The sequence below is a fragment of the Nitrospiria bacterium genome, from assembly GCA_036397255.1.
In the GTDB taxonomy this organism is placed as follows: Bacteria; Nitrospirota; Nitrospiria; order DASWJH01; family DASWJH01; genus DASWJH01.
In genome coordinates this window covers 1-20415 of the sequence record DASWJH010000107.1, presented here as the reverse complement: position 1 = coordinate 20415, position 20415 = coordinate 1, and the positions used below count along the sequence as shown (strand labels likewise).

Sequence of the window (20415 nt, the reverse complement as noted above, 5' to 3'; positions counted from 1 at the left end):
AAATACTATAACTGCATTGGTGGTTTTGCTTTTCGATGAAGGAGAGGATTGACCGGAAGGTTTATGATAAAGGAAGTTCCTTTTCCCATTTCGCTTTTAACTTCAATAGAACCACCGTGTTCTTGAATGATTTGATGGACAATGGCCAACCCTAATCCAGTCCCCTCTCTGTCTTTACTGTCATGCTTGGTTGTATAAAAAGGATCAAAAATATGTTCTAATGAGTCTTCAGGGATCCCAGGCCCGGTATCCTTTACTTCGATTTGGACCCAATCGGACCCGTTTTTTTGAGTGGTGTGGGTTTTTACTTGGATCGTTCCCCCCTCTTTGCCCATCGCATCCATTGCATTAATGAATAGGTTTAAAAGAACCTGTTTCATTTGTTGGCGGTCCAAAATTATCCTAGGTACCTCTAAAGAAAGATCTTCCTGGATTCGGATATCCATTTTTTCTGTTTCCATCCCAATGAAAAATAAAGAAGAATGAATGATTTCGTTTAAGTCTTCTTCAGAAAATTTAGGTTCAGATGAACGGGCATAATCCAAAATTTCCTGAACCAAACGTGAAATCCTGTTGACATCCTCAAGGGCAATTTTACTAAAATTTTCAAGGAATTCTCGATCATCTTTTCTTTCCGGAGCAATGGTAATAAATGTATTAATAGAGGTCAAGGGGTTTCGTATTTCATGGGCCATTCCTGCTGCAAAGGTTCCAATGGCAGTGAGACGATTGGTCCGGGCCATTTTCTTCATAGTCTCCAGTTTTTCAGCATATAATCTATTTCGCTCTTTTACAAGGTGAAATTTTTCTAACCCCTGTTTCAGAGCCGCCCTTACCTCTTCCTCTTCATAAGGTTTGGTTAAATAGCGATAAATGTTTCCTGAGTTGATTGCTTCAATTACGGTGTCCATATCTGAGTAAGCAGTGAGAAGGATTCGAACGATATCAGGTTTTCTTTCTTTTATGTGCTTTAGGAGTTCAACACCGCTCATTCCCGGCATCCGTTGATCGGTTACAACCAATGCAACTTCCTCTTTTTCAATTAAATCTAAGGCTTTTTCCCCATTCCCGGTTGTGCTAATGTTAAATTCCTTTTTAAATTGCCCTTTAAAGGTAATTTGTGCAAATTCTTCATCATCCACAAAAAGAATTTGGTATTCTTTATAATTAATTTCCGCGGCCATGGATCTCATTTCCTGGGGAAGGATTCAACTGAATAGAGGCGGACGTAAGAGAGGGGGAGTCTTCCTTTACATTTTGTTTTATCGGCAGCAAGATTTTAAACTCACTTCCCTTTCCCTCTTCGCTTTGGACCTCTAGGGTTCCATTGTGATTTAATATGATCCGGTGACTGACAGAAAGTCCTAAACCTGTGCCCACGCCGACCTCCTTAGTTGTGAAAAAGGGTTCAAAGATGTGGGAGAGAACCTCCTTTTTCATTCCTGTACCCGAATCCCGGATGCAAATTAAAATTTCCTGGTCGGTTTTTTCCGTTTTAATTGAAATCTCTCCTTTTTTCTCTCCTTTTTTCTGAATGGCGTGTATGGCATTTTGGAGCAAGTTCATGAAAACTTGATTGAGCTGACTGGGGATGGTTTCAACCATTCCAATATCTCCATACTGTTTTTCCACTTGGATCCCTTGTCCAAGTTCATGTTTTAAAAGGTTCAAAGTGGAGTCCAGGCCAGCATGGAGATCGTTTATTTTAAAGTGAATTTGGTCTTTTTGCAAAAAGTTTTTTAGGTCCTTGATTATGGCTTCTGTTCTCTCCAGACCACTTTTGATAATTCCCATGGAGTTTTTAATATCCCCAAGGGTTTCCTCAGAAACCGGTTCTTCTTTACCTGTATTGAGATGTTCGTTTATGTCATCCAGCGATCTTTTCAGGTTATTAAGGCTTCCTTTTGCGAAACTCACGGGATTATTGACTTCATGGGCAATTCCAGCAACCAGTAATCCTAAAGCCGCCATTTTTTCCGAATGGACCAACTGACTCTGTGTTTCGGTCAATGCATGTAAGGTCGCTTCCAATTCCTCGCTTCTTAACTGAATCTCTTTTTCCAACCTCCGTTGATTTAAAAGAGATTTCACCTTGGCCTTGAGTTCTTGTGCATTAAAGGGTTTGGTTAAGTAATCATCTGCTCCATGTTCCAGTCCTTCAATTTTCATTGAAAGATCCGCCTTGGCTGTTAGTAAAATAATTGGGATATGTTTTGTCCTGATATTCCCTTTGATTTCTTTGCACAATTCATAACCATTTTTTTTGGGCATCATCACATCGGAAATGATGAGATCCGGGACATGCTGGAACCCCAAAGATAGGCCTTCTTCTCCATTGGTCGCCTTTAGGAGGTTGAATTCCTCGTGGAGGTGAAAACCGATAAAGTTGATCATATCTGGATTATCTTCCACAAGGAGAATCGTTAACTGATCAGAATTCGGCTTTTTATGGGACAGGGGATCCGGGGTATTTTCTTCAATAAGAAGGCCTGCCCCACTATATTCTGCGGCTGTATGAATATGTTTGGTCCAATCCTGATCCCGGTTTTCTGGGAGTACCGGTTTTTGGATTTTTCGCCGATCCTCGTGAACGACTCCCCCCTCTCCCGTAAGATCAAGCTTTAAGGGGAGGGTAAAGGTCATTGTGGTTCCGTTTCCCAATTCACTGGTGGGCCATATTCGACCTTGATGGAGTTCCACAATTTCCTTGGCCAGGGCCAGCCCTACGCCGGTTCCCTCGAAACGGCGTGTGGAAGAGGAATCGATTTGGGAGAAACGGGAAAAAAGTTTGTGCATGTCTTCTTCGGCAATTCCGATGCCCGTGTCTTGAATATCGATTACCACTTCTTCCTTATTATTACGGTTGGGTTCACATCGAACGGTTACGTTTCCCCCTGATTCAGTAAACTTTAATGCGTTAAACAATAGATTCAAGATGACTTTTTCGATCTTATCCCGATCAAAATAAAAAGCTGGAACTGAATTTCCCTCTAAGAAAGTTAGATGAATTTTCTTTTTTTCCGCCATTGGGGAAACCGATGCCACAATACCTTTTATAAATTCCACAATGTTTCCTTGGTTGTAATAAAGCTCCATTTTCCCTGCGTCAATTTTTGCAAGATCCAACAGGTTATTAATGAGTTTAAGGAGCCTCAAAGCGTTATTGTACATGATTTGGATTTGTTTGTTCTGTTGGAAATTGATTTCCCCGAGTTCTCCCTTTAGAATGGATTCGAGAGGAGCCAATATTAAGGTAAGAGGAGTCCTTAATTCATGGGAAACATTGGAGAAGAACTTGGATTTCACTTCATCTAGTTCTTTCAGTTTGGAATAGGCCTGTTCTAAATTTGATTTTGTTTCTTCTAATCTCAAATTAATCATTTTTAATTCAAACCGGGATTTAAATTCCCTTAACCGTAGGGTAGAACTAAAGTAACTGCTGGCAAGTGCAATTACAATGGTTTCAAGAATAAAAACATTATTGTTTGCAAAAATAGCGAAATTGTTAATGACATCGAATAAAAGAATTGGAACAATGTAATAACTATAGATTAAAGTACAGGCAATTGCAGTTTCCAAGAGCCCCCAAGGAAAAATTAAACCAATTGCTAGAATAATTAAATTTAAGCCAGCGTAGTAAGGGGTTTCGTGTCCAAGATAACGGATCATTAGAGCAATGGATATTCCCACAACACTGGTTAGTATTATTCCCAGAATAGTTGAATATTTCTTTGAGGTATTCCAAAACGTTGTTAGAAATATCAAGAGAGCTATAAAACTACAAATTATCCGAATATAAAGGAATTTAGTAAAGAATTCTGGGTTGGTTAAATAATCTAAAACCGAGGAAAGAGGGACCAGAGTAAAGGATAAAATACACCCAAGCCTTAAACGTTCCAAGCTAAGGTCACGAATAAATGATTGGTATTCCTTTTGGATTCCTTCAGGAATATTCATTTTTCCAAGATTAAAAAATGGTTTATTCCGGTTTTTTCAGATTCACAATAAACTTTCCTAGCGGAAGAAATCCCTTTGGAGAAGGAGAGGAGTTGTTCCTGTGTGCGGTGAAAGAGATACCATTCTGAAACATATTCCATGTAACATTTAAATTCATTTGAAACCCCAAAATTTCCTATAATTAATGAGCCTTTAGGTGCAATAAAATTAAAAAGAACCTCAATAAGTTTGGTAGCCGTATGGTCAGATAAATATTCGAAAAGTCCGGCGCTGTAAATGAGGTCTTGGTTAGGTAGAGGGGAAGTTTTTCTCGATTCTTGTATCAGTTTTTTTACGGATTTATTTATCAGGTTAAATTTTGCACAATTTCCAAAAAAAGTTTTGAAATCAAAAATCTTTTCATGAGAAAAATAAAGCGCCTCAGGCTCCACATCGATTAAAGAGAATTCACATTTTTGGCTTATTGAACTTTTTGCCAGAAATTCGGAAATTTCATTAACAGGACCACAGGCTATACTTGCTATACGGGCAACCCCTGCTTTTTTAGATTTTAAGATTCTTTTCGCAGTTCTTTCAATTTTTGAAACCAAATATGGAATTCTGTTTTGGCTTGCTTGAGCAGCCGCTATATGCTTGGAAGAATATCGGTTGATTAATTTTGCAAATAGGCTGTTGCCTTCATCTCCATCCCGGTAAACCATATCCATCATTTGATAATCGCCAGGGTAACCCAAAGGTTTGATATATGCTCGTTTAACAAAAGGGGAGAGAAGAAAGAGATGGTGTAACTGTTTTTGAAAATATTCTTTATGGCATTCATGTTCCTGTTCATCAAACTCTTTAGTGTTTTTATTAAGGTTAACCAAAATTTCATCCATTTTTTCAAATGCTTGACTCCCAACAATATTTAAAAAGGATTTTTCTGCCATTTTCTGGGTGCTTTCGTTTTCTTCCTTAAAAAAAATTTCATTTTGGTCTAATGTTTTTTTGATACCCTCCAAAAAGTACCTCAGATCTGCGACATTTGCTTTAAAATTGTGATCAATTTTTTCAAAATTTCTTAAAAAATTAATTTCTTCTATATTTTTTACTTTTAATTCATTCATTTTTTTTATTGAAAAAATAAGGCCAACATCCAAGGGTTTATCCAAAAGCATTACACTTAAAATGCTCGCGATTTTATTTTCCTCAAGGTGAATGATTTTTGCTTTCCCTGAAAAAACTTCTTCTTTTTGGACAAGAAGAATAATGTTTTCAAATATGAACCCTTTTTTAAATTTAAAATCTTCTTTTTTAAATTGAAAACTTAAACCGTACCTTGAAAAATTGCTAACAATCCCTTTTTTGTATTGGCGGTTTTTTAATTTGAATTCGACTTCAAAGATAATTCCAGGGAAATCTTCTTTTGAAAACCTTAAGGGCCGGAATGTGGTATCAATTACATTTTTCCCTAAAATTGTTCTCCCTTTTTTATTTCGGTCTAAAAAATTAATTCCTACCTTGTATTCGGTAGAAGTGGGGAGATGACTGTTGGTAATATGAGCAACTTCTGCGTTTGTTTTTATTTTTTCTTTTCCATAATTTATTGTAATTTTTTGAAGTGGAGTCCCGGGCAGAAAAAAGCCTTCCTGGTGGGCCATTCGAAATGATAAACCTGAAAAACTTAAATCCAGGACCTCTTTTACGAGCTTTGTATTCTTTGGGAAGGGAACGTCGATTTCAATGAATGTTTTTTGGTTAGGCCCCACTAATAAACGTGGGGTTTCTCTCCTTTCTTTTATTATCGAAATGGGTTCTTTTTGGTTTTCCATTTCCCCCCTTATTAGAATAAAAACCTAATTTTTCTAAAATTTAACTTTTTTTTTAAAAAAAAATTTTTTAATTAAACTAAACTGAAATGTGATCTACTAAATTAAAAAAGCCGTGGGATTTCCATGGGTCATCAGGACAATATTTAAAACTTTTTCTAATTTGGTCCTTTTAAAAGAAAAGGTTGGGTAAAAGGTCACTCATCTCCTTTTGGAAAATAAAAAGGGTTTTAATTTTCCTTCAGGTTTTTTCCCCTGGGAGTGTTTTCAAGAGGAAAGTTTATAATAAAAACAAAGATTTGTCAATATTAGGGGTGTGGAGGAAATGCGGAAAAAGCTAAATTATTTGTGGTGGGTTAGTTCTCTTAGAACATTTTCTAAGCGATTGAGTTCTTCTCCATATTCCGCCCAATTTCCTTCTTTTTGGAAAGTTTGGGCCTTTTGAAAATGGTCTACCGCCAGTTGGATTAACTCCTTGATCGTTGAATCCGTTTCAGGTGAGGTCTGAGGTTGATCCGAAGGGCCTGAACCGATTCTTTCGGTAGTTTCACCCCCGAAAATATTGCTTAAGGAGGCTTCAAGGTTTTTCTCCATGGTAAGCTGGTTGCCATAACCAACAATAACACGCCTTAATTCCGGGAGCTGTCCCGCTTCTGCTGCTAGATAGAGGGGTTGAATATAAAGAAGGGATTCCTCAATGGGAATGACCAGTAAGCTTCCCCGAATAACCTGGGAGCCTCTTTGGCTCCAGAGGGTTAATTGTTGGGAAATATAAGAGTCCTGGTCAATTCGGGCTTCAATTTGGCGGGGACCGAAAATAAGTTTTTGTTTTGGAAATAGATACACAATCAACTTTCCATAATGGGGCCCATCCGAGCGTGCTGCCAGCCAAGCGGACATATTGTCTCGCCGGGCTGGGGTATACGGAATCATTAAAATAAACTCTTCTTTGTCTTCTTTGGGAAGTTTCATGATGGTGTAGTAGGAATCAATATCCTTTTCCCCTTTTTTGGGAATAAACCAAAGATCTTCCTTGTTATAGAATATTTGTGGGTCCTGCATATGGTAAGTGGCAAACATATTGGCCTGAAGTTTAAACATGTCTTGAGGATAGCGGATGTGTGATTTTAAATCCGGTGGCATTTCTTCCATGGGTTTGAATAATACTGGAAAGATTTTTGAGAAACTATTGACAATCGGGTCTTCAGGATCACTGATATAAAAAGAGGTCGTCCCCTGATAAGCATCGATCACCACTTTGACTGAATTTCGAATGTAATTTTCCCCGTTCCGGAGGGCGGGTTGAGAATAAGGAATTTGAGCGGTTGTTGTATAACCGTCCATGATCCAATAAAGGTTTCCTTCATCAGAGATCACCAAATAGGGGTCTTGATCATAAATGAAAAAAGGGGCAATCATGTTTACTCTTTCCCGAATGGTTCGGTAAAACATGATTTTGCTTTCAGAGGTAATATCATTGGAGAGAAGAATTTTAATGGTTTTAAATTTAATAGAAAAAAGAAGTTTTCTGAGGAGGGATGAAATCGGAACACCTCCCTCTCCCACGTAGTTAGAATATTGGTTTTTGTCTCCAATGGGGTAATCAAACTCCAATGCCTTGGTTTTTACAAAAACATAATCATTTGTAATTTCCCCATAGTAGATCTGCGGTCGTTTAATCATGATATTCGAGTCAGAGGAAGGGGGAATATCTTTAATGATGAATTCCGGAAGCCCTTCAGGAGATATGCGGTTCACGGGACCCATGGTGGCCCCAAAGCCATGGGTGTAGGTCAGGTGTTCGTTAATCCAGTTTTCTCCACCCGGGAGATTGCGATAGGATAATTCCCTGGGAGAGAGCATTACCTGGCGGTATTCCCCGTTGATCATGTAACGGTCATTATCCACATCCACAAAGTCATAGTAGGGGCGGATTTGTTGGAGTTGTCGGTAGGTATCCAAGAGAGGACCATGGTCCCAAAGTCGAATATTTTTTATGGTGAGATCATTTCGGATCAAAGAGTTTTTTGTTAGATTTTCTTCGGCAGGGAATTCTTTTTCCTCAATTTTATTCAGGCCGTAAGCAAAACGCGTTTGGCTGATATTTTGGTTAATATAAGGAGTTTCCTTGACAATTTCATTGGGGGCAACTCTTAACCGGTGGAGAAGGTCTGGAAAAATAGAGGCACCCGCGATGGAAATAATCAGGACCGATCCAATGGCCCCTAAGGGAAGGAGCCACCCTTCTCGAAAGGCACTGGTAAGGAGAATAGCGCCGGCCAAAAGAGAAACCCAAACCAAAACCTTTAGAACCGGAAGGAGCGCATTGACATCGGCATAGACCGCTCCAAATACCACTCCCCGTTGGGAAAAGAGAAGCTGATAGGTCTCTAAATGGTAACCCCAACCTTTTAAAAAAAGAATCAAAGTCCCAAGTGTAAAAAGGTGAACACGGGCATCTCGAAGAAGGGAAACCCCTTGTGGAAGAATTTGGATTCCTTGGTTTAATGTGAGAATAATCGCCGTCAAAATGGTAACCAGGAAGAGATTGGATAGAATCCAGCTTTGAATATGGACCAAAAAGGGAAATTGAAATACGTAATACCCAAAGTCGTTTTGAAATAAAGAATCAGTAAGGCCAAAGGGAACAGAATGGGTTGCGAGTAAAAAACTTTTCCATTGGGTGGACTCTCTGATTCCAATGAGAAGTGAAATTAAAACCGAAACAGAAAAAACGATTTTGTTCAAATGAGGGCGTAAAATGGGGGCCAGAGGAACCGAAAATTGGGTCTCTAAGAAAACCCAAAGTTGGTTTTGGCGACGATTAATTGCCCAGTAAAGGTTTGGGAATAGAATCAGAAAGAAACCGATGCCAAAAAATAATCCCACTTGAATTTTTGTAAAAAGCGTGGTTTTAAAAACTTCTTCATATTGAATTTCCTGAAACCAGAGCCAATCAACGTACAGGCGAAGGAGGTCTCCTCCAGAAATTAGAATTAGGAGGAAGAGAATAAGGAATACAATGAGTTTGCGGGGAAAGGGAATCATTGGTTTTTTTAGGATGAGTTCTTCTGACATTGGAGGAGCACCAGCGTAATATTATCTGCTCCCCCATTTTTATTTGCCAATTGGATCAACCCAGAGCAGGAGGTTTCAAGGTTTTGGTCCCCGGAAGAAATCTCCCCCTGGAGATCTTCATCGTTCACCATATTACTTAAACCATCAGAGCAAAGAAGGAAAATATCATCTTCTTCCAGGGGAAGAGATACCTGATCGACCTTTAAAGGTTCACTGGTTCCCAAAGCCCGGGTAATGACATGCTTTAAAGGGTTTTTTTGTGCTTCTTCAGGGGTCAGAAGGCCTTTTCGAATATAGTCTCCAACCAGGGAGTGATCTTCAGTGAGTTGTTTGAGGGTTGATTTTCTGAATAAATAAACCCGACTGTCCCCTGCATAGCCGATATGGGCAGTCTCTCCAGAAATTAAAAGGACCACAATGGTGGTGCCCATTCCTGTTAATGCAGGATCTTTCTTTGCGGTCTCTAAAATACGGGCATTGGCGTTTAGAATGGCTTGATTTAAAAGTTGGGTGGGTTCCCCCGGAGGATTTTGAAGGATGGTCTGATAGACCGATTCAACCGCGAGGCGGCTGGCCACCTCTCCTGCGGCGTGCCCCCCCATGCCATCAGCGACCACGGCAAGGTTTAGGTCTTCAAAGATTCCATACGCATCTTCATTGGACTTTCGATGTTTTCCCTGATCGGTTCCGCCTACGATTCGTATTTTCATTTCCTCCCCACCGCCGGGATTCTATCTGATCGTTATATTTGAGTCAAGGAAATTTGAATTGCTCCATTTGAATAAAATTCAGAATGTTTCTTGGAGTTGAGGGGGGTGCCCGATTTCATGGTATACTACAGCTGTTAGAAAAAGGGATTTGGACAAAATTGGTAAGAATAGGGATGGAAAGGAAAACCCTGCAGAATCCTTTTTGGAACTCGAGTAGGTATAATTTTTTAAATCTTGCTATTAACCCTCATCTTTGATAGCTTAGCGAAAATTTTTTTGGAAAAGGGCATGACCTTGGAGGCCCATTGAAAAATAAAGCAATTTCCGTTTTTTGTATTCTGTTTTTGGGGGGGTGCAGTTGGTTTTCATCTAAAGCAGAAGAGCCCTATCTCCCTAATCTTGAAATTGATGAAAAGATCCTTGAGGCCACCGAAGGATCTTTAGAAAAAAGTTATGATCCCCTAACACTGCTTAAGCGGTCCGAAGCCTACTACAGGGACAAAAGTTATATTGAAGCCTCAGGGGAATATCAGCGGTTTCTAGATCTCCACCCCCTCCATCGTTTTGCGGGATATGCTCATTTTAAATTAGGAATGAGTTATTTTCACCAAATTCGGTCCATTGATCAAGACCAGGAGCCGTTGCAAAAGGCTCTCCATGCTTTTCAAAACCTTCTGGCAAAATATCCGGATTCTCCATACACCACCCTTGCCAAGGAAAAAATCAATTTTTGCCGTGAACGGTTAGCCGCCTATCAATTTTATGTTGGCCGTTTTTATTATAAAAAAAATTCATACCCGGCTGCCGTTTCCCGCTTTCAAGGAATTCTCAAGGATTTTAAAGATACCCCAACCATCACTGGTGCTCTTTATTATTTAGGTCGGTCCTATCAATTAAGCGGGATTCCCGAAAAAGCCACTTTGACTTTCCAAGAACTCATTACGGAATACCCCAAAAGCCCCTATCATGAAAAAGCCGTAAAATATTTAAAATCCCTTAATACCCAGGAAGATTTGGCCGAGCATTACGTGGAAACGGAATTTGAGGATTAGATATCTCTCGGAAAGGAGAAAAAAATAAAGAGGGACCTATGGAATTTTTGGGTGTCTTTTCTCCGATCTTTCATTTAAGAGGGCTTTTTCCTTTGGAGAGATTTTAAAGTAATTCCCATAAAAATCTTCCCAAAGGGAAAGGGAAGCGGTTTAGTAAATGATTTTGGCTGGCCTGACAGGTGGGATTGCTAGTGGAAAGAGTGTGGTTTCGGGCCTTTTCCGGGATAGAGGGGCTTATATTATCGATGCGGATCGAATTGCCCATGAAGTGATTTCTCCCTCTAGCCCTCCATGGGGGAAAATTGTAGAGGCCTTTGGAAAAGAGATTCTCCTGCCTGATAAGTCTATTGACCGAAAAAAACTGGGAAGAATTGTCTTTGATGATCCGGAAAAACGAGAGGAGCTCAATGCCATTGTTCACCCTCGGGTTTTTGCAGAAGAAGAAAGGCAAAGAAAAGCGATCGTTGATCGTGATCCCCAAGCGGTTATTATCTTTGATGTTCCTTTGCTTATTGAAACCCGAAGTTTTGAACTAATGGATAAGGTTATTTTGGTTTATGTCAATCGGGCACTACAACTCAAGCGATTGGTGGAACGGGACAATCTGACCCGGGATGAGGCTAAAAAGCGGGTGGATTCCCAAATTCCCCTAAAGGAAAAAAGACAATATGCAGATTATATAATTGATGGTGGGGAACCCATTGATCAGATCAGAGAAAGGGTCGAAGAAATTTTTTTGGAATTGTCTGGGTTGGCGTAATTCATTTTTTGTCTTTTTCTCGATCTTTTATTTTTTTAATATAAGAAAAGCCTGACATTGGGAATAGGAGGTGGGATTAGGGGGGAGGAGAAACGCTCATTGCCTTGACTTTTTATTGGGTTCGCTTGTAAAATGTACTTACCTTTAATTGTCCAACCCCCGGAACTGTCCAATCTTCAAGACACCTTGCGACTCCCAGATTTGACCTGTTTTTATTAATCTGGGATCAAACGTGGCCAAAACAACTGTCACAAGGAGGTTTGGTTTTTACAAGGTGTGGGTTTTCGTAAATAGCTGATGGCTTTAATAATGAGGGGTGAAGTCTTGGGCATGGGGAGAAACGGATTTCGAGAATCACTGAAAGAGAATATATTTTTTAAGTATCTCTTTTTTAGCCGATGGGGACCTTCAAAAGGGTGTTATTAGGATGAGTGAGCAAGCCAGAGTTCGTAAAGCTGTTTTCCCCGTCGCGGGGTTGGGAACACGGTTCCTCCCCGCAACCAAGGCTTCTCCCAAGGAAATGCTACCATTGGTAGATAAACCTTTGGTGCAATATGTCGTGGAGGAGGCCGTAAATTCAGGTGTTCAGGAAATTATCATAATTACGGGGAGAGGAAAACGTGCCATCGAGGACCATTTTGATATTTCTTTCGAGTTGGAGGAAAATTTAAAAGAAGGTGGAAAACATTCCCTTTTAAAGGAGTTAAGAAAAATATCCGAGCTTGCTGATTTTTGTTATGTGAGGCAACGGCACCCGCTTGGTTTGGGTCATGCCATATTATGTGCAAAAAATCTGGTAGGGGATGAACCCTTTGCTGTTTTGTTAGGAGACGATATCATTGATTCTCCCAAACCTGCTTTAAAACAGATGGTTGACTTGTTCAATGAAGTGAAATCCCCTGTCATTGCTATCCAGCGCGTCGAACGAGAAGAGGTCTCACATTATGGGGTTATTAAGGGGAAAGAAATAGAAGAGGGGGTATATTTGGTAGAAGATCTGGTTGAAAAACCTTCGATTGATCAAGCCCCTTCGGATTTAGCTGTGATCGGCCGGTATATTCTGATTCCAGAAATATTTGAAAGCCTTGAAAAGACAAAGCCGGGGCGAAACCGGGAAATTCAATTAACCGATGGGATTAGAAACCTGGTTGAGCAGGGACCGGTATATGCCTATATGGTTCAGGGAAAACGGTATGACGCTGGAGATAAACTTGGATTTTTAAAGGCGACAGTTGAATTTGGCTTGAAAAACAAGGAGTTGGGGAAGGAGTTCCGTAATTATTTAAAGAGGTTGAAATTTTGATTCTGGCTCGGGGGGGATGGTCATAATTCCCCTCCCAATGATATTTTTTCCTTTTAAAAGGTTGTGATTTAGAGCCGAAGTAATCTAGTTTTAAGAGTGCCTTGCCGATAGAATATAATGACCCCTAATCTTTTTCCAGACTTACTGGACTATTCAATGGTTTAATGGTTTTCTACTTAGACTTAAAGGAGGCGTGATGGCAATATCAGGTGAGCCAGAGGTTCAATCAATCGATATCCCGGAACGGGTGCCTTTATTACCCGTCCGCGATATTGTTGTTTTCCCCCATATGGTTCTTCCTTTATTTGTAGGCCGTGAAATGTCCGTGCAGGCCATTGAGACAGCCTTGGCGGGAAATCGTATGATCTTGTTGGTGGCCCAAAAATCCCTGGAAGTGGAGAGTCCTGAGCCGAAGGATATTTATTCGGTGGGAACAATTGGCATGATTATGAGGATGTTAAAGCTCCCTGATGGCCGAATTAAAATCCTGGTCCAGGGTATGACCAAAGCAAAAATAATTGAATTTGTCCAAAAAAAGCCTTTTTTTGAGGTTCGGGTCGAGCGGTTGGTGGAGCCAAAATTTACCGGTGAATTGGTAGAAATTGAAGCTTTAATGCGAAATGTGAAAGAACAACTTGAAAAAATGATTAGCCTGGGAAAGTTACTCCTTCCCGATGTCATGGTGGTTATTGAGAACGTGGAGGACCCAGGCCGACTTTCGGATATGGTGATTTCCAATTTGGGATTAAAAGCCGAGGTGGCTCAAGAGGTTCTTGAAATATTTGACCCCATTGCGAGATTAAAAAAGGTCAATGAGATCCTGATCAAAGAAATGGAAGTTTTGGTCATGCAGCAGAAAATTCAGGCGGAAGCCAAAGGAGAGATGGATCGTCTTCAAAGGGAATATTTCCTTCGGGAGCAGATGAAAGCCATCCAAAAGGAATTGGGGGACGGCGATGAACGGGCGGAAGAGGTGATGGAGTTTAAAAAGCGGATCAAAGATGCCAAAATGCCCGAAAAAGTCCTCAAAGAAGCAGAAAAACAGTTGAAGCGCTTAGAGAAAATGCATCCTGATTCCGCAGAAGCCTCTACCGTGCGAACCTATTTGGAATGGTTGGGGGAGCTTCCATGGAGTAAAAAAACCAAAGATAATCTAGACATCAAGGCTGCATCCAAAGTCCTCAATCAGGACCATTATGATTTGGAGAAGGTCAAAGAGAGAATTCTGGAGTACCTGGGGGTCCGAAAACTCAAAGAAAAAATGAAAGGGCCCATTTTGTGTTTTGTGGGGCCCCCTGGGGTTGGAAAAACCTCATTGGGACGCTCCATCGCCAGGGCCCTGGGAAGAGAATTTGTGCGGGTATCTCTGGGTGGTATTCGTGATGAAGCAGAAATCCGTGGACACCGGAGAACCTATGTCGGCGCGTTACCTGGGCGAATTATTCAGGGAATAAAACAAGCGGGCTCAAACAATCCCATTTTTATGATGGATGAAGTGGATAAAATCGGGGCGGACTTTCGAGGGGATCCCGCTGCGGCCCTTTTAGAAGTTTTGGACCCAGAGCAAAATAATGCTTTTAGTGATCACTATTTGGGGGTTCCGTTTGATCTTTCCAATGTGATGTTTATCACGACGGCCAATTTGATGGATCCAATTCCCTCCGCCCTTCGGGACCGGATGGAGGTCATAGAACTATCTGGGTATACCGAAGAGGAAAAACTGGGCATTGCCCGCAATTATCTGATCCCCCGTCAATTGGAAGCCCATGGAATTTCAGAAAAACACGCCCACCTCTCAGATTTGACCCTTCGAAAAATAATTTTTCAATATACTCGAGAAGCAGGGGTTAGAAACCTTGAGCGGGAAATTGCAAATGTATTGAGGAAAGTGGCTCGTAAAGTAGCCGAGGGTAAAGATAAAACCTTTGTCATTACACCGAAGAACCTCCACAAATACCTGGGTGTTCCAAAATACCTGCCTGAGATGGAACAAGATCATAATGAAGTCGGCGTTGGTACAGGACTGGCCTGGACTGAATCGGGTGGGGATATTATCTATATCGAAGCTACGATCATGAAGGGAAAGGGTTCCTTGACACTAACGGGTCATTTGGGTGATGTCATGAAGGAATCTGCCCAGGCCGCTTTGAGTTATATCCGCTCGATCAGTAAAGATTTGGGTATCCATCAAGATTTATTTTCGAAAAACGATGTCCATGTTCATGTTCCCGCTGGTGCTATTCCGAAGGACGGTCCGTCCGCTGGTATTACCATGGCCACCACCCTGGCTTCAATTTTTACCGGGATTCCCGTGAAAAGGGAAGTTGCGATGACAGGGGAAGTCACTTTGAGGGGGAGGGTTTTACCAGTGGGTGGGTTAAAAGAAAAGATTTTAGCCGCAAAGCGCGCAGGGCTAAAAACCGTTATTTTACCCAGCCAGAACAAAAAAGATTTAGAAGATGTTCCGAAAAATGTCCGAAGGGAACTACGGTTTGTTTTTGCAGATTCCATGGAAACTGTTCTTGCCGAAGCCTTGGACCGCCCGGTAACCCCTAAATCCAAAGGGGAAACGGTTCCCGAAAAACCCATCAGGCAGCGGGAAAAATCCTATACCCCTACGGTTACGGCAAAGAGCCCCTAATTCTCACCGTGAACCCCTTTGGGTAGAACAAGGCGATAAAACTGACTCTAGTGGACCCAAAAATAAAATGTCTCCAAAAAAATTAAGCCAGGTTGGAGAGCTTGGGTTAATTGACTGGATCAGGAAAAACCTTCCAAATAGATCCCACAGCATTGTCCGCGGGATCGGTGAAGATACCGCTGCTTATTTCCCAAAAAAGGGATTCCTCTCTTTAATGACAACTGATCTCTGTATTGAGGGGATTCATTTTGACCGTCGATACGCCTCCTTGGATCAAATTGGATACAAAACCCTTGCATCCAACCTGAGCGATATTGCCTCCATGGGGGGAATTCCAAGGTTTTTTCTGGTTTCCGTAGCCTTTCCATCTGAAATTAAAATCAGTGAATTTCGGGCTCTTTATCAAGGGATGAAATCCTTAGCAAAAAAAACGGGGGTGGTCTTAATTGGGGGAGATACCTCTGCCTCAAAAAAAGGCCTTTTTTTAAATATTTCGATGGTGGGGGAGGTGGAACCCAGGGTTCTTGTTTCCCGTTCCGGTGCCAAACCCAATGACCGTATTTTCGTGACCGGAAACCTGGGGGATTCTGCTGCAGGTCTTGAAATTTTAACCCGTAAACGTTACACAAAGAATGCCAAACATCTCCAACCTGAATTGAAACTGATTCAGAGACATTTAATTCCGTTCCCAAGGATAGAAGAAGGAAGAGAGTTGGCTTTAAACTGTTTACCCAGTGCCATGATTGATCTTTCCGATGGGTTGGCGACCGATTTGGGACATATTTGTGAAGAGAGCGGAGTGGGTGCATTCATTGAAGTTGAGTCGCTTCCCATTTCTAAAGCCCTGCAAACCTATTGTTCCAAAATCAAACGTTCCCCGATCTCCTTTGCCTTAACGGGTGGGGAGGATTATGAACTCCTTTTTTCGGTTCCAAAATCTAAGGTTTCCCGGATGAAAAGTCTCTGTCAAAAAAAAGGGGTCAAGATAACCGAAATTGGGGAAATCATTTCGAAGAAGGGGATGTGGATTCAAACCCGGAAAGGTTTAACACTTTTGAAAGAAAGGGGCTTTGAACACTTTCAAAGGGTGAAAATTTAAAGGGAATCAAATTAAGCGTTTACCGGTGTTTCTTCCAACACCTCTCCCTGAGGAGCACTGCCTTCCTGAAGTTTTACTGAAATCAGTCTTGAGACCCCTGGTTCTTCCATAGTAATCCCGTATAAGGCATGAGCAATTTCCATGGTCCGTTTATTGTGGGTGATGACAATGAACTGGGAATGGTTAATCATTTGAAGAAGGACCTTAGTGAACCGGCGAATATTTTCCTCGTCCAACGGGGCGTCGATTTCATCCAGAAGGCAGAAGGGGCTGGGATGGATCAGGAAGGTAGCAAAAAGTAATGCAATGGCGGTTAAGGCTTTTTCACCCCCGGATAAGAGGGTGAGGTTTCGAAGGCGTTTTCCGGGGGGTTGTGCGTGAATTTCTACCCCGGATTCAGATGAGTTTTCCAATTCCACCAGGACCAGTTCTGCTTTCCCTCCCTCAAAAAAGGAAGAAAATACAAAACCAAATTTTTCATTAACCTTTGTAAAGGTTTCATTAAAAAGCTGGGATGTGGTTCGGTTGATTTTTTGAATCACCTGGCGAAGGGTGTCCATGGCCTGGGTTAAGTCTGCCTCCTGCTGTGTCAGGAATTGAAAGCGTTCCTCGAGGTCTTTATATTCCTGAATGGCCATCAGGTTTACCGGGCCCATTTGGGTTAATTTATTTTTTAGTTCCTGAACTCTTGCGGTTTGGGTTTCATCCACTGGGTTTTCGATTTCCTCTGGTAAGGGCAGGGTTTCCAGGTCGATGGAATATTCATGAAGTATGGAGCCCCTCAGGTGTTCCCTTTTTAAACGTAGTTCCGTTAATTTTAATTCAATTTCCTGTTTCCGGTCTGAAATTTCATTTAAACGATGGCGCAGCTCCCGTAATTGAGCCTCGGATGACTCCAGATTTTCTCGAATAGAAGTTAAAACCTGCTCTTCAGTTTGTAGTCGGGTTTGTATTTGTTCCCGTTCTTTGGCAAAAACTCCAATCTGCTCTTCAAGGTGGTTTTGTTCCTCGTTGGTTAGTCGTTTTTTTTCTGAAAGGTCCGTGAGTGTAATTTCTTTTTGTTCCAGTTGAAGTCGGTGTTGTTCCCGAGTGTTCTGGATCCGTTTGTAATTTTTCCCCGCATGCTCATATCGTTCCTTCAACGTGCCGGTTTTTACTTTGTTAACAGTGAGCTCTTCCGAAGCTTGTCCGAGAGCAATCTGAAATTGAGCCAGGTTATTCTGAACGGCTTTGATGCCCTCTTCACGATTGGTTTGCTGTTGTAAATTGTGGGTGAGTTGTTGTTCCAACTCTGCAAGGGATGAAGTAATGGTTTGCTGATCTTGGAGGTTCGCCCCCTCCTCTGCCGTTAAAATATCGCATTGCCTTGTGATACGCTCCAATTCTTGCCGCAATGATCCAAGGTCTTTGTCGTGTGTGAGGAGTTCTAATTCAACATTTCTTTGAGTTTGTTCCAAAGACCCCTGTTGCCCCAATAAAGACTCTGCTTTTTGGGTGACCTCCTCTTGGGATACATCAAGGGACTCGATCTCTTTTTTCAGGAGAAAAATGGCGTTGTCTAGATCCTTCATTTCCCTTTTTTGCTGGAGAAGACCCGCACTGGTTTGGGAAGGGCTTCCACCCGTAACGGTCCCGAGGGAATCCACAAGATCCCCATCCCGGGAAACAAAAGTTGCCTGAATTCCGTCTTCAAAATGAAGTTTTAGTCCTGTTTGGAGGCAATCCACAATGATGACGTTCTGTAAAATGGCATCCACAAAAGGTTTTAGGATTTCATTGGTTTTGACATGATCAATGGCCATTCCCAAAATTCCTGGATCTTGTAGAAGGTTCAGGGGAATTCGGGAAGAGGGGTCAGGCCGGGGAATGATAAAAGTGGCCCGGCCGGCAGAGGCCGCCTTGAGATAGGTGACCGCGGTTTGAATGTCCTTTGGACCTTCGGTTTGGATTCCCTGGAGCTTTTCCCCAAAAACCGCTTCAATGGCGCGTTCAAAAGAGGGGGTGACTTCAATGGTTTCCGCAAGAACGGAAATGGGTTTTGAATTTTCTTCCGATTGCTTTATCAGTGCTCGTGTACCATCCTGGTAACCGGTGAGGGAGCGATGCAGCTCCTGAAGAGAATGAAGCCGGCTTCTTTTTAAAGTGAGGGCTTCCTTTTTTTCATGAAGTCTTTGGTTTAATTCTTTCAAGTCAGTTTGGAGCCCCTGGAGGTCTTTTTTTACAACTGCCCCCTCCTGGTGAATATTTTCTTTTTTTTCATCCAGGGTAAGGCGGGTGGATTGGTTTTCCTCAATCTTAGAATGAAGGCCTATTATTTGCTGTTTTAATTCCCCTTTCTCACGGGAGAGTTTCTCCTGGAGCCGGTTTAATTCCCGTTTTCTAGATTCGTCCTGAGCAATCTGATTTTTGGTTTGAGTTGCTTCTGTGATTCCTTCTAAATGAGCGGCCCGTTCATTTTCCAATTCCTGCTGGACCCTTTGAAGTTCACCCTCCCGCTGATGGACCGTATCTTCAGCCGAGCGAAGATTTTCCATTTCCCTTTCTAATTCCCGCTGGAGCTGTTCTGTTTCTCGGGATAAGGCCTGTTCCTCCTCCAATAGGGTAGAGGTTTGGCCCCGCATGGTGTCTATTTCGATTTGAGTTTCGGCTTCTTGTTCATTCCAACGGTTCATTTGGGCTTGTGCCAAATCAACCCTTCCTTCGGCTTTTTGAATTTTTCCATTGCTTTCATTTAACGTTTGCTGGAGGCCTTTCAATTTTTCCGCCTGGTCTGTTTGGGAAACCTTTTGAGATTCTACGGAGGCCTCTAAACTTTGAAGTTTAACGGTTAAATTTTCCTCCTCCAGGTGAACCGTTTCGTGGTCCTGAGTGGTTTCCTTTAAAGTTAATCCTTGGTAGTGGTACTCTCTCTGGGCCAAGGAAACCTCCAGACCTTTTAACTCCTCCTGTAAGGTTTGATATTGAGCCGCTTTTTTGGCCTGGCGATCTAAGGAATTAATTTGCCTTTTGACCTCTGAAATAATATCTCTCACCCTGAGGAGGTTTTGTTCAGTCGCGTCCAGTTTTCGGAGGGCTTCCGCCTTTCGGATTTTATACTTAGTGATTCCCGCGGTTTCTTCAATGATTTCCCGGCGCTGAAGGGGATTGGCCTGAAGAATTTGATCCACCTTTCCCTGCTCGATAATGGTATGACCCTTATGACCTGCCCCGCTGTCAATCAATAGATCTCGGACATCTTTCAACCGGCAGGGAATTTTATTGATTAAATACTCACTCTCACCGCTTCGGAATAGCCGGCGGGAAACGGTGACCTCCCGATACTCCCCAAAACCTGAATCAAGCTCTTTATTGATATCTCCAATGGTCAGTGTGACTTCTGCAATGCCCAGGGGTTTCCGGTTGCTGGAGCCGTTAAAAATCACATCTTCCATTTTGTCTCCTCTGAGGGTTTTGGGACTTTGCTCCCCCAATACCCAAAGGATGGCATCCGAGATGTTGCTCTTTCCGCACCCGTTTGGACCCACCACGGCAGTTACCCCGGGCTGGAAGGTGATCGGGGTGCGGTCGCAGAAAGATTTAAACCCGTGAAGCTCCAATTTTTTTAGGCGCATTGATCCTCCCTGGTTTAGTTTATTTTAAGGTCCTTTATGGAAAAGCTGAGGGTTTATTGAGAAAAATCCTAAATAAATCAAATCGCTTCAAAAAAGGTCAAGGAAAACCGTGTTTTCTATAACATAGAAAAAAATAGATGTAAAGGGAAAAATACAACTTGAGGGGCTATTTAAGGGAAACACCACTAGATATGGGGGAGGGTAAATCGGGGGAGGGGTTTTCAAGGATAAGAATTAAAGGAAGGGTCAAAAATCTTTTGGCTCATCGTGGAAGTGAGTGGGTAAATTTTGTCATTACCCGCCTGTCCGGCGGGCACTTGCAGGCAGGGGAAAGCGGAAATCCAGGCCCTTCCCGTCATTCCCGCGAAACCTGTCCTCGAATGCCTCTATCGGGGA

11 protein-coding genes are annotated in these 20415 nt (G+C 42.0%); 5 read left to right on the top strand and 6 right to left on the bottom strand.

What is annotated here, in order from left to right:
* Window positions 1-5 precede the first annotated feature (5 nt).
* The 5 genes from VGB26_14345 to VGB26_14325 form a co-directional block, all read right to left on the bottom strand.
* Entirely contained in the window at window positions 6-1184 is a 1179-nt protein-coding gene (locus VGB26_14345) for an ATP-binding protein (protein HEX9758957.1), read from the bottom strand.
* A complete protein-coding gene (locus VGB26_14340) occupies window positions 1168-3957 on the bottom strand; it encodes an ATP-binding protein (protein ID HEX9758956.1) in 2790 nt (929 codons plus the stop codon). The genes VGB26_14345 and VGB26_14340 overlap by 17 nt, the downstream gene beginning before the upstream one ends.
* Window positions 3954-5096 carry a hypothetical protein gene (locus tag VGB26_14335; protein ID HEX9758955.1) on the bottom strand — a complete coding sequence of 381 codons (1143 nt, stop codon included), beginning with the start codon at window positions 5094-5096 and terminating at the stop codon, window positions 3954-3956. The genes VGB26_14340 and VGB26_14335 overlap by 4 nt, the downstream gene beginning before the upstream one ends.
* Before the next feature lie 1011 nt (window positions 5097-6107).
* Complete coding sequence (locus tag VGB26_14330) at window positions 6108-8843, bottom strand: UPF0182 family protein (GenBank protein HEX9758954.1); 2736 nt, start codon at window positions 8841-8843, stop codon at window positions 6108-6110.
* Complete coding sequence (locus VGB26_14325; protein HEX9758953.1) at window positions 8822-9553, bottom strand: Stp1/IreP family PP2C-type Ser/Thr phosphatase; 732 nt, start codon at window positions 9551-9553, stop codon at window positions 8822-8824. The genes VGB26_14330 and VGB26_14325 overlap by 22 nt, the downstream gene beginning before the upstream one ends.
* Before the next feature lie 305 nt (window positions 9554-9858).
* Between VGB26_14325 and bamD the strand changes: the two genes are divergently transcribed.
* From bamD to thiL, 5 genes are all read left to right on the top strand, one after another.
* A complete protein-coding gene (gene bamD / locus VGB26_14320) occupies window positions 9859-10605 on the top strand; it encodes an outer membrane protein assembly factor BamD (protein HEX9758952.1) in 747 nt (248 codons plus the stop codon).
* Between the two features lie 157 nt (window positions 10606-10762).
* Window positions 10763-11365, top strand: a complete 603-nt coding sequence (gene coaE, locus VGB26_14315; protein HEX9758951.1) for a dephospho-CoA kinase — start codon at window positions 10763-10765, stop codon at window positions 11363-11365.
* A gap of 427 nt (window positions 11366-11792) precedes the next feature.
* Complete coding sequence (gene galU, locus VGB26_14310) at window positions 11793-12668, top strand: UTP--glucose-1-phosphate uridylyltransferase GalU (protein ID HEX9758950.1); 876 nt, start codon at window positions 11793-11795, stop codon at window positions 12666-12668.
* Window positions 12669-12864: 196 nt separating this feature from the next.
* Window positions 12865-15309 carry an endopeptidase La gene (gene lon, locus VGB26_14305; protein HEX9758949.1) on the top strand — a complete coding sequence of 815 codons (2445 nt, stop codon included), beginning with the start codon at window positions 12865-12867 and terminating at the stop codon, window positions 15307-15309.
* A 67-nt stretch (window positions 15310-15376) separates the two neighbouring features.
* Window positions 15377-16408 carry a thiamine-phosphate kinase gene (gene thiL, locus VGB26_14300; GenBank protein ID HEX9758948.1) on the top strand — a complete coding sequence of 344 codons (1032 nt, stop codon included), beginning with the start codon at window positions 15377-15379 and terminating at the stop codon, window positions 16406-16408.
* Between the two features lie 11 nt (window positions 16409-16419).
* Here the strand turns inward: thiL and smc are convergent, their stop codons facing one another.
* Entirely contained in the window at window positions 16420-20019 is a 3600-nt protein-coding gene (gene smc, locus VGB26_14295) for a chromosome segregation protein SMC (protein HEX9758947.1), read from the bottom strand.
* Window positions 20020-20415 lie beyond the last annotated feature (396 nt).